Source organism: Streptomyces sp. NPDC085866 (genome assembly GCF_044541035.1).
Lineage (GTDB): Bacteria > Actinomycetota > Actinomycetes > Streptomycetales > Streptomycetaceae > Streptomyces.
Genome location: NZ_JBITSQ010000020.1, coordinates 72018 through 86686, shown reverse-complemented (window position 1 = coordinate 86686; position 14669 = coordinate 72018). Strand labels below are relative to the sequence as shown.

Here is a 14669-nt window from a genome sequence, read left to right as displayed (position 1 = left end):
AATCCCTGGCCAGGACGGACACGTAAGGTTAGCGGCCTGGGATTGCAATCTTGGGGAGGGGCGAGTCTCAGCCGAGTCTCGACCGCATGTCAGTGTGGCGACGCGATCGCCCTCGCCGCAGCCACTTCCTGACGGAGGGGCTCCAGGACGCTGCCCGACGGGCCCGTGAGGTCCGTGCGGACCGCGACCAGTGTGTCCGCCTCCCGTACGCCGTCCGACAACTCTCTGAGCTGTAGCGACACCTGGGAGATTTCGGCTGGTGACGGGGGCGGGGCGCCGTGTCTCACCCGGACTCGGGCCGCTGTCGTCGCGTCGACGATGCGTTCGACCGCGACCACCAGGGGCCACCAGGCCGCAGCGCGGCGGCCGGTCGGTGGGGGTTCCGTCAGGGCCCGCTGGAACTCCGTGCGGATCGTCGAGAGGTCACGGTAGAGGCGGCGGCGCATGCGGGCGCGGGCGGAGGGATCGGTGTCCGCGCCGAACGCCGCCTCGACGTACACCGCCGTGTCCGCGACGGCGTCCGCCAGGCGGTCGCCGACCCGGGTGTGCCAGCTCTCCGGCCACAGGAGGTACCCGGCGATCAGAGCGATCGCGCAGCCCATGAGGGAGTCCAGGAGGCGGGGGAGAAGGAGGGCCGTGCCCTTGTGGTTCAGGATGTCCGAGAGGAGGAGGATCACCGGGGTGATTGCTGCCGTTTGGTAGCCGTAGCCCCTGGGGGTCAGGGCGGGGATCAGCGGGGCGAGGACCAGCATGACGGGGACGTCCCACCAGCCGGGGGGCACCTCGGCCAGCACCGCCGCCGCGATCACCAGGCCGGCCACCGTGCCCAGCGCCCGCAGCAGTGCCCGTGAGAACACCGAGCCGAAGTCGGGCTTGAGGACGAAGGTGATGGTCAGGGCCACCCAGTAGGAGCGCGGGACGGCGATGAGGGAGACCAGGGCCTGCGCGATGCCGATGCACAGCGCCAGGCGCAGGCCGTAGTGCCAGGAGTTCGCCGAGAGGACCACGTTGCGGGCCGCGCGGGCCGTGCGGATGCTCGGGCCGGCCGGGCGGCCGAGGCGGTCGTCGATTCCCCGGGGGTCCACGTCGGGGGCCGTGACGACCCCGGCCGTGTGCCGCAGGGCGTGGTCGACGGCGCGGGCCGTCTCCGTGGTGGGGGTGGGGAGGTGCGGCAGGGCTATCGGGCCGGTGTAGCCGGTCTCGATGGCCTCGGCCAGGTGCCGGACCGCCTCCGGGACCTCCGGCGGGAGCGGGTGGCCGGCGAGGTGGACGGCGGGAGCCGCCTCGACCACGGGCGTGATCGCGTTCAACTGGGCGAGGAGCCGGGTGAGTTCGCGGCTGCGGCCGTGGTGGCGCGCGCGGTGGGCGAGGATGAGGTCGTAGGACTGGTTGAGGGACTGGGTGACCTCGAAGCGGACGTCGGTGTAGCGGTCCGGGTCCGGGTCGGCGCAGGCTGCCAGCAGGTCCGCCACCTCGCGGTACGCGGCCCCCACCGACGCACGCTCCGGCACACCGGCCCGCAGCGGCCAGGCGAGCAGTGCCAGGGCGAGGACGAACAGGCCGCCGCCGGCCATCAGGGCCGGGGGCAGCCACCACGGGCCGGGGAGCGGAAGTCCGGCGCCGATCACGGCGTTCAGGAGCAGCAGCAGTCCCGACACGGAGGACACCGCGCCGATCGTCGAGATCATTCCGGACACCAGGGCGATGCCGGTGACGGCGGCCACCGCGTACCACCCCTGGCCGTACACCAGGGAGCCCACGGTGACGCCCACCGCGCCGAAGAGCTGGGGGACCGCGATGTTGACGATGCGCATGCGGTAGGCGTCGGCGGTGTCGCTGATGACGCCGGACAGGGCGCCCATGGAGGCGAGCGCGCCGTACGTCGGCTGTCCGGCCGCGAATCCGATCGCCAGGGGGAGCGTCATCGCGAGTGCGGCCCGGGCCATCGCGGCCCAATTGAGGGGTGCCGGGTGGGGTGTGAGGTTCCGGACCAGCCAGTCGGGAGGGGTGAGGCCGATGGGGAACTCGCGGGACATGCGCCCATTATGGCCGCTTCGCTCCGGCCCGCCCGGGGTCATCCGCGCTGGTGGAGCGTGATGTCGACGACGAGTGCACGGTGGTCGGTGCCGGCCAGGCGCAGAAAGCGGGCGTCGGTCGCGGAGAAGTCCGGAGTGGACAGCAGGACGTGATCGATCTGGGCGCCGATGACGGAGGACGTGCGGGCGGGCCAGCTGGGGGTGCGGTCGTGGCCGGCGAGGCGGGCGGCGTCGGTCAGGCCGGCGTCCAGGACGCGGCGGAAGGCCGCGTGGTCCTGTGAGGCGTTGAAGTCGCCCGCGAGGATCGTGGGCGTGTGCGGGTCGGCGGCCGCGAAGCCGCGGAGCCGGCCCAGTTCCCGCTGCCAGAGGCCCACCTGGCCGGCGAGCGGGGGCATGGGGTGGGCGAGCTGGACGCGGACGGCGTGGCCGCGTACGTCGGCCACGGCGCCGGGCATGCCCATCGTGCCGCGGACGCCGGCGGTGCCCTTCAGCGGGAAGCGGCTGAGGATGAGCGAGCCGTGCGAGCCGCCCGCGGCCACGGCCTGCCGGTGGGGGTAGGCGCGGGCGAAGTCCCGGTCCAGCGTGTCCTGGCAGGTGTACTCGCACTCCTCGACGAAGACGAGGTCGGGGCGCAGGCGGCGGATCTGCGGGACCAGGGCGGGGGTGCCGCGCCCGAACTCGACGTTCGAGGTCAGCACGCGCAGGACGGCGAGGGGCGGGCCGACGGGTTCCGTGGTCTTCCCGTACGGCTCCAGGTACCAGGCCAGCAGTCCCAGTACGACGACTCCCCACACCAGCCCCGGCCACCAGCGGGCGAGCAGCGCGCACAGCAGGGCGACGCCGGTCGGCACGAGCAGCCAGGGCAGGAAGGCGAGCAGCTGCGGCACGGGTGTGATGCCGTCGGCGCCGGCCACGCGACAGCCGACGACCACGCTCACCCCGGCGAGGAGCAGTCCGGCCGACCAGGAACCGAGTCCGCGCCCAGGGCTCTGTGTCACTCCCCGAGACTACGAGCGTGAGTCGACCTCGGTCAGGAATTTCTCCAACACCTCGTTGAACTCCTCCGGCCGTTCCAGGTTCGGCATATGGGCCGCGCCCGCGACGACGTGCAGTACGGAGTCGGGCAGTGCCGCGTGCATCGCCTCCGCGTCCGCCACCGGGGTGTACGTGTCGTCGGCGCCCACGACGACCAGCGCGGGCACGTTCACCCTGGTCAACAGGGGTCGGTAGTCGGGGCGTTCGGCGCGGCCGCGCAGGGAGGCCGCGGCGCCCTCCGGGGCGGTGGCCGTCATCATGCGGTGGACGTGGGCCTTGACCTCGGGGGCGGCGTACGGGGCGACCATCTTCTCCAGGACCTCGTCGGCGTAGCCGCGCATGCCCTCGGTGAGCAGCCGGTCGGCCATGGCGATCCGGCCCCGCCGTCCCTCGGACGTCTCGGGGGCGGGGAAGGTGTCGGCGAGGACCAGGCCCCGGACGCGGTCGCCGAAGTGGTCGTAGCACTCCATGACGATCTGGCCGCCCATGGACAGCCCGGCCGGCACGAAGGAGTCCACTCCCAGGAAGTCCAGCAGTTCCCCGATGTCCTGGGCGTGGCGGGCGAGCGGGACGGTACCGGGCGTCACCGGGGAGGAGCCGTAGCCGCGCAGGTCGGGGGCGATCACCCGACGGCCGGCGGAGAACGCGGCCAGCTGCGGGGTCCACATGGTGCGGTCGAAGGGGTGGCCGTGGACGAGGACGAGGGGGATCCGGGAGGAGGAGACTCCGGGGTTTTTGTCCTCGTACGAGAGGAAGGGGGGCATGTGATCGACCCTAGGTCCCCCCAACTCCTCGGTGCAATAAAATCTTTGCCCTCGGTGCAATCGGATATGGCGGTACGGCGGGGGGACTTGTGGACGACTACCGGCGTATCGCCGACCGGATCGCGGGCGACATCGGCGGCGGCCGGCTCCGGCCGGGGCAGCGGCTGCCGCCGCAGCGGGCGTTCGCCCGGCGGCACGGGATCGCCGCGTCGACGGCCGGGCGGGTGTACGCCGAGCTCGTCCGCCGCGGGCTGGTGGTGGGCGAGGTCGGGCGCGGTACGTTCGTCCGGGCCACCGCGCCGGACGCACAGCCGGGGCGGGCGCTGACCGAGGCGGCAAGTGGCGCGCCCGTGAACCTGGAGCTCAACTACCCGTCCGCGCCCGGCCAGGCGGAGCTGCTGGCTCCCGCGCTCGCGTCCCTGCTGCGGCCGGACGCGCTGGCCGAGGCGATGCGGCCCGCCCCGGCCGCCGGTACCGCGGCGGCGCGGGAGGCGGTGGCGGGGCTGCTGGCCGGTGGCGGTCCGCGGCCCGATCCCGACGGGATCCTCTTCACCGGCAACGCCCGGCAGGCCATCGCCGCGACCCTCGCCTCCCTGGTGCGGCCGGGTGGGCGGGTCGGTGTGGAGCCGTTGACGTATCCGCTGGTCAAGGAGATCGCGGGGCGGCTCGGTGTCACCCTGGTCCCGCTTGCGGCGGATGCGGAGGGGCTGCTGGCGGAGTCCGTCGCGGCGGTTCATCGCGCCGCTCCCCTGTCCGCGCTCTACCTTCAGCCGACGCTGCACAACCCGACCTCGCTGACCCTGAGTGCGCAGCGGCGGGTCCGGCTGGCCGAGGTCGTCCACAGCCTGGGGATACCGGTCGTGGAGGACCGGATCTGGTCCTTTCTGCACCCTGGCGGCGAGCCCGCGCTCGCCGGTCTTGCGCCGGGTCTAGTGCACGTCGTCGACGGGCTGTCCAAGCGGGTGGCGCCGGGGCTCACGGTCGGGTTCGTCGTCGTACCGGGCGGGCGGGTGGAGGCGGTGGCGCGGGCCGTTCGGTCCGGGGGGTGGAATGCGGGGTGCTTCGCGCTGGAGGCGGCTGTGCGGTGGATCGGGGACGGGAGTGTGGCGCGGTTGGTCGAGGCGAAGCGGGCGGACGCGGGGCGGCGGCAGCGGGTGGTTGCCGAGGAGTTGGAGGGGTTTGCCGTGCGGGCCGATCCGGCGGGGTACTTCGCGTGGTGGGAGTTGCCTGTGGGGTGGCGGGCGGACACGTTCACGGCGGCCGCGCGGGCGCGTGGGATCGCGGTGACCCCGGGTACGGCGTTCTCCGTGGATCCGAGCCGTACGCCGGATGCTGTGCGGATCGGGCTCGCGTCGGTGCCGGAGGGGGAGCTGGTGCGGGCGTTGCGGGTGCTTGCGGGGGTTGCGCGGGGGTAGGGCCGCCTCGGCGGTTGCCTCCGGCTGGAGCTGCGGTTCCGCCTCGGCTTCGCCTTCGGCGGTCTCGTTCCCACCCGCCACTCGTGCGGCTTTCGTGGTCGGGTGCGGGTGGCCCCTGTGCAGCGTTCTCGCCGCCGGCGGCATGCGGGGCGTCGTCCGCCTCGGCAGTCGTCGGCTCCGGCTCGATCAGGGGCTCAGGAGCTCGGGCTCGACCTTGATGCCGGGCTCAGGCTCTGGCTCGTGTCGGGGCCGGAGGCTGGGCCGGGGTGGGGGCTGTGGAGTCCTCGTGGCCTCGGGTGGTGCGGGGGAGGCGTAGGCGGCGGGTCAGCCAGGTGGTCAGGGCCACTGTGAGGCCCAGGGCCAGCAGGAGCCAGGACGTGCTGCGCAGGGTGGCGGTCAGGGCGTCGTAGATCGCGGCCGCTGCGGGGTGGGGGACGTCGGCGGGCAGGCCGGCGAGGGTGAGGGTGCGGCCGATGGTGAGGGCGAAGATGAGGAGGGCGCCGCCCAGAGCCGTGCCCAGCGCGGTCGCCGCGACGGCGCGGCGGCGGTGGACGGCCAGGGCGATCCCGGCGACGGCGAAGACGACGGCCGCGACCGGGAGCCAGAAGCCGGCGACTTCGAGCACGTGGAATCCCTTCCTGAGCCGGCCCACCTCGCCCGCCTGGAGCACGGGGACCGCGGTGTGCTCCACCGGGATGCGGGCGGCGAGCGGAATGTGGTCGTGGGTGAGCTGCTGCTTGACCTGGGCGGTGACGGGGGCGAGGTCCACGGTGACCGGGCGCTCGCCCGCGTCCTCGGCCGGGTCCTCCGCGCGCAGGGCGCGCAGGATCGCGTCGTGCGTGACCCGGTTACCGGTGTCCCAGGCCAGCCGGAAGGCGCGGGTCTGGGTGAAGGAGCGCACCGCGTCGTGCACGAACGGGGCGACCGAGCCGCGTACCCCGCGAACGTCCATCCGCTGGTCCACCTCGCGCAGGATGCCGTCCCCGACCGTCTTGGCCACGGCTTCCCGCACGTCCGGGTCGGCGGCGAGCGGGGCCATCGTGGTGACGTACCGGCCCGTGTCGGCGAGCCCGTACGACGCCCAGGCGGCCAGCGCGCCGAACGGCACGAGGAGGCAGGAAAGGGCGATCAGCACGGCCGACAGGACGCTCCTGAGGCGTGGGGGCACGCTTCCAGGCAAGGCCCGCCGGACCCGGGGGGCGAGCGGTACGACTGCATTCGGGGGAAATGTCAAGCCGAACGGCCGCGCCGCCTGGCGGAGCGGGGCAGTCCGCTCTCCGGTGGAGGGTTCCTCCGAACGGGTGTTTCCTGGTGCTGGTGAGGAGGGAGTTACAGGGGAGTGCGTGGGCCCCGGCCGGTCTCCGGCCGGGGCCCACGCGCGTCTCGTGTACTCGGGTGCTCAGCGGATGCGGTTTCCCTCCGCGTCCTCGTGCGTGTAGTAGCGGTAGAACAGCACGCCGCCCACGACCACGGCGAACGCCACGCCCAGGCCCGCCGACGCCAGAACGGAGTGGCCGCGGCCGCTGAGGCTGTACAGGAAGCCGACCGCGATTCCCGTGAAGGCGGCCCACAGCGCCGCGTGCAGCTCCCGCGGCAGCCGCGGGGTCAGGGCCGCCAGACCCATCCAGACGGCCGCGAACACGATCGCCGTCACGAAGCCGAACAGCAGGTTCCAGCCGGTGATGGGCCCGCCGTAGCGGGTGTTGGCCGCGGCCCAGTACCCGTAGATGAGCCCGAGCACGACGGGAACGGCGACCTTGGCCACCGCGTGCGTGCGCTCGCTGAAGACGTCGGGAGTACGACCGCCCCGGATCATGCCGCCGGGTGCCGGTGCCGCTTGAGCCATGAGAGCACTCCTCTCTCTCCTCGCCCCCGCCTACCAGAGCACACCTGGGGGGACGCCCTGGCAAGTCGGCCGGAAGGGGGAAGAGTGCCCGGATGCGGCGCCCGTGTTCCCGTGTTTCGCTGAAGTTCTCCGAGGACATGGAGGGCTGCCCGGCCGTGACGGACATGGAGTACCGGCTCCGGCGGCAGTTGCTGCGGATCCATGGCCGGAGCATCGCCTGGGTGCCGCCCCTGCTGTTGCTCGTCGGCATCGTGCTGGTGGACATCAACACCACCGAGCGGTTCCGGATCGTCTCCTGGATCGTCCTGGTGCCCGGTATCGCCGCCGCGATCTGCGGAGTGTGGGGGACGACCGCCTTCGCCGTGCTGTCGCTGGTGACGTACGTCGTCGTGGACAGCCTCTGGCCGGGCGCGTACCAGGCCGGACTCGCCGACTTCGTCCTGGTCGCCCTCGGCGGTGCCCTCGGCGTGCTGGCCTCCGCCGTGCGGGTGCGCAGGGAACGGCAGATGCTGCACATCCGGGACATCGCCGAGACCACCCGACGTACCGTGCTGCGCCCGCTGCCGCCGGTCTGGGCGGGCCTGGAGCAGGCGGGGGTGTACCTGGCCGCCGACGTCGAGGCCCAGGTCGGCGGGGATTTCTACGACATCCAGCCGGGCCCGCACGGCACCCGCGTCCTCGTCGGGGACGTGCAGGGCAAGGGCCTGGGCGCGGTGGAGACGGCGGCCGCGCTGCTGGGCACCTTCCGGGAGGCCGGCTACCACGAGGCGGACCTGGCGACCGTCGCCGAGCGGCTCGAGGTGCGCATGGTCCGGCACCGCAGGCACACCACCGCCCTCGGCCGGGACGACGGCGAACGCTTCGCCACCGCAGTCCTGCTCGGCTTCCCCGAGCACGCCCCGGACACGATCGAGCTGATCAACTTCGGGCACGAGCCCCCGCTCGCCGTCGGACCGCACGGGGTGCGCACCCTGCCCAGCGGCGACGGCCTGCCGCTCGGGTTCGGCGACCTCGTGCCCGGACGCCCGCCGCTGCACCGGGTGCCGTTCGGGCGCGAGGAGACCCTGCTGATGGTGACCGACGGGGTGACCGAGGCGCGGGACGCTGCCGGGGAGTTCTACCCGCTGGCCCGGGAGGTGGACCGGGCCGTCGAGGCCGACCCGGGGCGGGCCGAGCCGCGGCGCCTGGTCCGCCGGGTCCGTGACGGCGTGCTGCTGCACAGCGGCGGCCGCCTGGAGGACGACACCACGGTCTTCGCCGTCCGACGGGCGGGCGAAGACCCCGTACGGGGACGTTTGCAGTCCTGAGACGCGCCTTTGCACCAGCAGCGGTTACGGTGCTGGCTGTAGGGCGATCTACAGGGGAGGGACAATGCCCGGAACCGTGCTGCTGCTCGCGGCCTCGCCGCTGGGGCGGGGGCGCCTGGTGGACGCGGCCGCGGTGCTGCCCGTGCTGGCCGCGGTCGCCCCTGCCGTGCTGTCCGGCACCGACACCGCGAACGTGGTCGAACTCGCCGACCCGCTGGAGCCGCAGGCCGTCCTCACCCGGCTGCGCGCCGCCGCGGCCGCGCCCGGGCCGCTCACCGTGTACATCGCCGGGCAACTCCACCTGGACCGCCGACAGCACCAGCCCCACCTGGCCCTGGCCCGCACGACCCCGGCCACCGTCCGCTACACGGCACTGCCGTGGCACTGGATCAGAGAGGAACTGCGGCTGCGCTCCGCGGGGTCCACGGCACTCTTCGTCGACCTGCACGCGGACGCCGAGACCTGGCAGCACCTCGCCCAGCGGCCGCTCGACTCGGGCCGCACCAGTGCGGTGTACGGCCGCATCGCGCCCCCCTCGGGCCGGCGGGGTCTGGCCGAGCCGTCGTACATGAAGGCGGTGGCGACGCTGTTGCGCAGTGGACACCGGCCGCCGGCGGACCAGTTGCACCACCAGGCCTTGGCCCGGATCGCCGACGAGGCACCGACGAACATCCTGCTCACCGCTCGGCCTCGACCGAGTGGTGATCCCCACGCCGCCATCAGCGCCGCCGTCCAGGCCGGGCGGCACGCCGACGCCGACGCGCTCGCCGCTCAGCATGAGCGGGCCGCCGTGCGTGGCTATGGGCCCGCCTCCGACGAGGCGCTGCACTGGGCCGAAGTCCGGGCCGATCTGGCGATGTTCGCGGGGGATTCGGTGCGCAGTTGCCGGGCCTGGCTGGGTGTGGCCGGGGTGCGGCTCGCTGCCGGGCAGGCGGTGGACGCGCCCGCCGTGGAGGCGGCCGTGGACCGGGCCCACCATCAGTGGGGGTGCATCAAGGACGCGGCGCGGGCCCGTGAACTCGGACCCGCGCTCGCGGAGTTGAGACTCCGGGTGCCGGGCCGCCGGCAGGGCGCGCTGGAGAACGTCCAGCGGCACCTGCGGCAGCTCCAGGCGGCCCGGTAGCGGCCTTGGCCGGCAGCGGCCTCAGCTGGTGAAGGTGAAGTACTTCCAGGCGCCGTGCGTCGTGGAGTTCACGGTGTCACCTGAGGAGCCGTTGATGTACGAGGAGCGGACCCGGAAGTGCCAGCCGACGTCCTGGCTGTGGTCGCCGGTGATCTGCACCCTGGAGACGCCGTCCGTGCCCAGCTTGAAGTACGCGGGGTCACCGGGGTACCACCGGCCCTGGTAGTACACCTCGAACTCGAACTTCTGCTGACGGCCCGGGAAGTACGGCATCTTCGTCGTGATCAGCGGGTTCTTGCTCTTGTGGAAGAAGTAGTACGTGTGGCCCCACGCACTCTTCGCCTTGTAGTGGTTGCTGACCGACGTGGACACGCTCACCTTGGCGCCGACGGTGCTGGAGACCGACCGGGGCTGGTAGCGGGCGTCGCCCGCGAACTTCGCGGTGACCTTGGTGTCCCGCTTCAGGTCCAGCCAGACCGACAGGTTGCCGTCGGAGTTGACCTTCCCGGACTTCACCAGCTTGTTCGGCTTGTCGGAGCCGAACGGGTCGGCCCAGATCTCCACCGTGCGGTTCTTGTAGGTGGTCCCCAGGTGGGCCGTGAACTTCACGTCCTTGCCGTAGGAGTACACCTTGCCGTTGTTGTTGATCGTCAGCGCCGGCTTGGCGCGGGAGACGTCCACGGTGTCGGTGCCGGAGCCCGCCGCGTGCTCGGCGTCGCCCGCGTAGGCCACCTTGTACTTCACCTTTCCGCCGGCCGGCGGGGTGTCGGTGAAGGAGTAGCTGCCGTCGGCCTTGACCGTCACCGAGGGCAGGGTCTTGCCGTTCGGGGAGTCCAGGTCGGTGCGGGTGACCGTGAGCTTGGCGTCGGCGGGGAGGGCCACCTTGGAGGTGACCTTGCCCTTGACGGTGAGCTGCTTGGCGCGGGCCGCGGTGGCCGGGGCGTCCACGGTGACGGTGGTCGTCGCCTTGGTGGGGGCGTCGAACGCGCGCAGGGTGTAGACGCCGTCGCTGTTGTACGACACCGCGAACAGGCGGGAGGCGTCCGGCGACCAGGCGAGGGCGGAGTCGGCGAGTTCGTCGGAACCGCTGGTGTGGCCCGTGTTCGGGAAGTCGTACTCGCGCACCGACGTGGTGGCACCCGGCTTGTAGACGAAGATGTCCGGGTTGTACCAGCCGTCGACGCCCGCCGCGACCGTCCCGTCCGGGGCGACGGCCACGGCGTTCGGGTAGGTGTCGCTGGCGTAGCTGCCGTCCGCCGTGAGGTCCGCGGTCTTGAACACCGGGTGGTGGTACGGGTATCCGCTGGCGACGACGACGTCCTGGCCGTTCGGCGTGACGGCGATGTCCTTCGTGTTCTCGCCGGCGCTGGTGGAGGCGAGCCGGTTCGGGGTGCCGGACGTGACGTCGTACGAGACGACCTTGCCGGAGCTGTCCCCGGTCTGCGCCCCGACCAGGATGTTCGAGCCGGGCGCCGCGTCGAGGATCGGCGCGCTGTACCAGCCGTTGTCCAGATCCAGGGTGACGTCGTGCTGCTCGCTCGCGAGGTCGACGGAACCGATGTTGCCCGCGGCGGCGCCGCCGTAGCCGAACCACAGCTTGCCGCCCGCGAGGGCGACGCTGCGCGGCTGGTCGGCCTTGACGTCGTAGCGCGTGGTCTCGGAGTCGGTGGCGGTGTCGAAGACCGCGATGGCGTCGAGCCCCGGCACGGCCGCGTAGAGCGTGCCGGAGTCGGCGGACAGCTCGAGGCCGCTCACGCCGGTCAGGTTCGTGGTGAGCTGCTTGACGACGTTGCCGGCGTAGTCGGTGACGACGATCTTGCCGTTGCTCGGGTCGCTGACGAAGACCTGCTGGTGGACGCCGTCGACCACGAGGTCGGCGGTCTGCTTGACCGGCAGGGTCTTGCTGGTGTCGGCGGACGCCGAAGTGGCGGCGAGGGCCGCCGAGCTGAAGAGGACGGCCAGGGTAGTGGCAGTCGTGAGGGTGCGCATACGCACGCTGATTCGAACCCCCCGGAACGAATGAGTGAGGTGAGCGCCACGCGGCACGGCTGATGTACGAGCCCCCTGTGTGCCGTGCGTGGCGGATGAGTGAAGACTAGGTCGCGAAGACTAGGTCATGCCACTGACAAAAAGGCGAGCGCCCCCGAGACCAGGGTCCGGACACCCGGGGCGATCGTGGACAGGTCGGGCGCGAAGTGGGGGCTGTGGTTGCTCGGCACGGCCGAGAACTTCTCCGGGAAGGTCGCGCCCGGGGCCTTCTCCCACACGTCGGCCGGAGTGGTCGTCACGAACCAGTACGAGTACGGGATCGAGCCCAGCGCCAGCTCCGGGAAGTCCTCGCTGCCCATCGCCGGGCCCGGGTCGAACACCGTGCCCGTGCCGAAGACCTCGCGGTGCACGGCGGCCACCGCGGTGTCCGTGCCGATGTCGTTGACCGTCTCCGGGAAGCTGTTGCCGAGGGTGACATCGGGCTCGCGCGGGCAGCCGGCGGCCAGGCACTCGCCCCGCGCGATCCGGCGGATCGCGGCCAGCATCCGCTCCCGCACCTCCTCCGACTGGGTGCGCAGGTTCAGCGCGATGCGCGCCTCGGACGGGATGATGTTGTGCCGGGTGCCCGCCTCGATCCGGCCCACGGTCAGCACCGCGGCCTCGCGGGCGGCCAGTTCCCGGGAGACGACCGTCTGCAGCCGGGTGACCAGGTAGGCGGCGGTCACCACCGGGTCCACGGTCGACTCGGGCCGGGAACCGTGGCCGCCGCGGCCGTGCACCACGATGTCCACGTCCGTCGACGCCGACATGATCAGGCCCGGCGCGTGCGGGTACAGGCCCGTCGGGCCCGGGGCCGCGTGCTGTCCGAGCAGCACGTCCGGGCGCCCGAAGCGCTCGTACAGCCCGTCCGCGACCATCCGGGCCGCGCCCTGCCCGGTCTCCTCGGCGGGCTGGCCCACGACCAGCAGGGTGCCGTTCCAGGTCTCCCGCCCGGCCGCCAGCGCCTCGGCCGCGCCCGCCAGCCAGGTGACGTGCAGGTCGTGCCCGCAGGCGTGCATCACCCCTGCCGTGCGCGAGGCGTACGGCAGCCCGGTCTCCTCCTGCACCGGCAGCGCGTCCATGTCGGCGCGCAGCAGCACCGTCGGCCCGTCGCCGTTGCGCAGCACCCCTGCGACCCCGGTGCCGCCGATCCCCTCGGCCGTCTCGAACCCGGCCTCCTTGAGCCGCCCGGCGAGCTTCCCGGCGGTGCGGTGCTCGCTCAACGACAGCTCGGGGTGACGGTGCAGGTCGCGGTAGAAGTCCTCCAGGTCCGGGACCGGGAGTCCGTCGGTGAGATCCAGAGCGGTGCGCGCTGCGGGAGAGGTCACGGGGGCAAGGGTAGGCTCCCGGCGGGACACGGGGGAGAGTCCTGCCGGGGACGGACCGGGTGGCAGGGGAGCTCGGGCGGTTCGTCAGGTCGGGGGCCCGCGAAGGCGGCTCCCCCCGTCACTCCCAGGTGAAGCCCTTCTGCACCTCCATGCACGCGTCCTCCTTGTCGCCGGGCAGCACGGCCGCCGTCGAGGGCGCCTTGTCCGGGCTCTTGCTCTTCGGGTAGGTGTCGCCGGTGCGCCAGTCCGCGCCGACGACCAGCGTGACGCCCGAGACGTCGGTCGACCGGTGCACCTGGCCCAGCGGGACGCCGAGCGCCTTGGCCACGGCCTGGGCGTCGCCCTCCAGGTCGGCACTGGGGAAGAGGACGAGGGTCTTGGCCTCGGTGGCTGCGGTGACGTCCGCCTCGGCCCGGGTGAACCCCTTGCCCTGAAGGACCCGGGTGACCGCGCTCGCCCGCTGGGGCGCCGGGGCCTCGGTGGCCGTCCCGGTGCCGTTGCGGACCTGGACCGCGAGGGTGCCGGCCGGGGTCGAGGGGGCCTTCGCCTTCTGCTCGGTCCTGTGCTTGGCGGCGCGGCCGTCCAGCGGGGTGTCGTCGCGGACCATGGAGAGGAGCCGGTCGGCGTCCCCGGGGGCGGGCACCAGCCGGTTGTGGTCCTGCGACCACTGCACGGTGGGCAGCGTCGTCATGGTGATCCGCTTGGTCGGGACCTTCTGCAGTTCCCCGGACAGGTCGTACAGCTTCTTGACCGTGCCGAGGCCCTCGTCGACCGTGAGCGCCTTCGTCGCGGCCTCCGCGAGCCTGCGCATCTCGGTCGGGTTGCCCAGCGTCGCGTTCGCACGCAACTGGCGGACCATCGAGTTCATGTACATGTGCTGGGCGTGGGTGCGGGCGACGTCGGTGCCGTCCTCGAAGCCGTAGCGGGTACGCAGCCACTGCAGGGCCTGTTCGCCCTTGACCGGGTGGGTGCCCTCCTTCAGCTTGAGGCCCGAGCCGTGGCCGTCGGAGGTGTGCGAGTAGACGTTCTGCCGGACGCAGACCGGGACGCCGCCGATGGCGTCCGCCATGTCGACCACGCCGGAGAAGTCGACCATCATGAAGTGGTCGATGTGGATCTTGGTGAGGTTCTGCCAGGTGGCGACGGTGCACCCCGGGCCGCCGCGGCCGAGCGACTCGTTCGCCATGGCCAGCGAGAGCGCCTCGTACTTCTTCTCGTCGGTCGTGCACTTGGGGATCGGGATCATCGTGTCGCGTGGGAGGCTGACCACGGACATGTTGCTGCGGTCGGCCGAGACGTGCAGCAGCATCTGCACGTCGGCGAGCGGCGGGCGGCCCACGTCGGCCTTGGACCCGCCGAGCTTCAGGTCCTTCGCGGTGTTCCGGCTGTCCGAGCCGATCATCAGGATGTTCAGCGGCGTCTGGCCGGCGGCGTTCGGGGTGGCCTCGGGCACGTCGGAGTCGCCCAGGTTCCGCTTGGCCTTCTTGATGTTGGCGTTGAGGTGCTCGTAGTAGAGGTAACCCGCGCCCGCGGTGCCGAGTATGACGACGGCCAGGGTGGCCGCCGACCAGCGCAGTATCCGGCGCTTGGGGCGCGGGGCGTCCGGTTCGGTGCCGCCGCGTCTGCGGCCGCCGCCACCGCCGTGCCGCCCCCGGTTCTTCGGCCGCGCCTGCGCTTCCAGCGTCATTCCCCTGCCCTCCCCGCCCTGACGAAGCGCACGTCGGCCTCGTCGCGGCTGCACCGGATCGCACACATTAACGGCGCTGCCATCTATGCAGGGGCGAGTG

At 72.7% G+C, this 14669-nt stretch carries 11 protein-coding genes; 3 read left to right on the top strand and 8 right to left on the bottom strand.

Translation table 11 applies throughout. The features are described 5' to 3' along the window. Positions 1–89: 89 nt before the first annotated feature. The 3 genes from ACIF83_RS38830 to ACIF83_RS38820 are packed head-to-tail and all read right to left on the bottom strand — an operon-like array spanning position 90 to position 3835. Positions 90–2036, bottom strand: coding sequence for an FUSC family protein (locus ACIF83_RS38830; protein ID WP_399734357.1), 1947 nt, complete (start codon positions 2034–2036; stop codon positions 90–92). 38 nt (positions 2037–2074) lie between these two features. After that, positions 2075–3034, bottom strand: a complete 960-nt coding sequence (locus tag ACIF83_RS38825; RefSeq protein WP_399734354.1) for an endonuclease/exonuclease/phosphatase family protein — start codon at positions 3032–3034, stop codon at positions 2075–2077. A gap of 9 nt (positions 3035–3043) precedes the next feature. Further along, on the bottom strand, positions 3044–3835 hold the full coding sequence (locus tag ACIF83_RS38820) for an alpha/beta fold hydrolase (RefSeq protein WP_399734351.1): 792 nt from the start codon (positions 3833–3835) through the stop codon (positions 3044–3046). 89 nt (positions 3836–3924) lie between these two features. Here ACIF83_RS38820 and ACIF83_RS38815 point away from each other — a divergent pair, with 89 nt between their 5' ends. Continuing rightward, a complete protein-coding gene (locus ACIF83_RS38815; protein WP_393475163.1) occupies positions 3925–5250 on the top strand; it encodes a PLP-dependent aminotransferase family protein in 1326 nt (441 codons plus the stop codon). 226 nt (positions 5251–5476) lie between these two features. On the opposite strand, the gene ACIF83_RS38810 is transcribed toward ACIF83_RS38815, so the two are convergent. Further along, positions 5477–6418, bottom strand: a complete 942-nt coding sequence (locus ACIF83_RS38810) for a hypothetical protein (RefSeq protein ID WP_399734348.1) — start codon at positions 6416–6418, stop codon at positions 5477–5479. 231 nt (positions 6419–6649) lie between these two features. Then, positions 6650–7096 carry a hypothetical protein gene (locus ACIF83_RS38805; RefSeq protein ID WP_399734345.1) on the bottom strand — a complete coding sequence of 149 codons (447 nt, stop codon included), beginning with the start codon at positions 7094–7096 and terminating at the stop codon, positions 6650–6652. Between the two features lie 137 nt (positions 7097–7233). On the opposite strand from ACIF83_RS38805, the gene ACIF83_RS38800 reads away from it, so the two are divergent. Continuing rightward, positions 7234–8403, top strand: coding sequence for a PP2C family protein-serine/threonine phosphatase (locus ACIF83_RS38800; RefSeq protein ID WP_399734478.1), 1170 nt, complete (start codon positions 7234–7236; stop codon positions 8401–8403). A gap of 64 nt (positions 8404–8467) precedes the next feature. Beyond that, positions 8468–9526: a hypothetical protein gene (locus tag ACIF83_RS38795; RefSeq protein WP_398138841.1), complete on the top strand. Its 1059-nt coding sequence runs from the start codon at positions 8468–8470 to the stop codon at positions 9524–9526. Positions 9527–9547: 21 nt separating this feature from the next. Here the strand turns inward: ACIF83_RS38795 and ACIF83_RS38790 are convergent, their stop codons facing one another. From ACIF83_RS38790 to ACIF83_RS38780, 3 genes are all read right to left on the bottom strand, one after another. Beyond that, entirely contained in the window at positions 9548–11521 is a 1974-nt protein-coding gene (locus ACIF83_RS38790; protein ID WP_398138842.1) for an Ig-like domain repeat protein, read from the bottom strand. A 119-nt stretch (positions 11522–11640) separates the two neighbouring features. Next, positions 11641–12882 (bottom strand): amidohydrolase, encoded by a 1242-nt coding sequence (locus tag ACIF83_RS38785; protein WP_398138843.1) that lies wholly within the window; start codon positions 12880–12882, stop codon positions 11641–11643. Positions 12883–13000: 118 nt separating this feature from the next. Continuing rightward, positions 13001–14569, bottom strand: coding sequence for an LCP family protein (locus ACIF83_RS38780; RefSeq protein ID WP_393475181.1), 1569 nt, complete (start codon positions 14567–14569; stop codon positions 13001–13003). Positions 14570–14669: the final 100 nt, after the last annotated feature.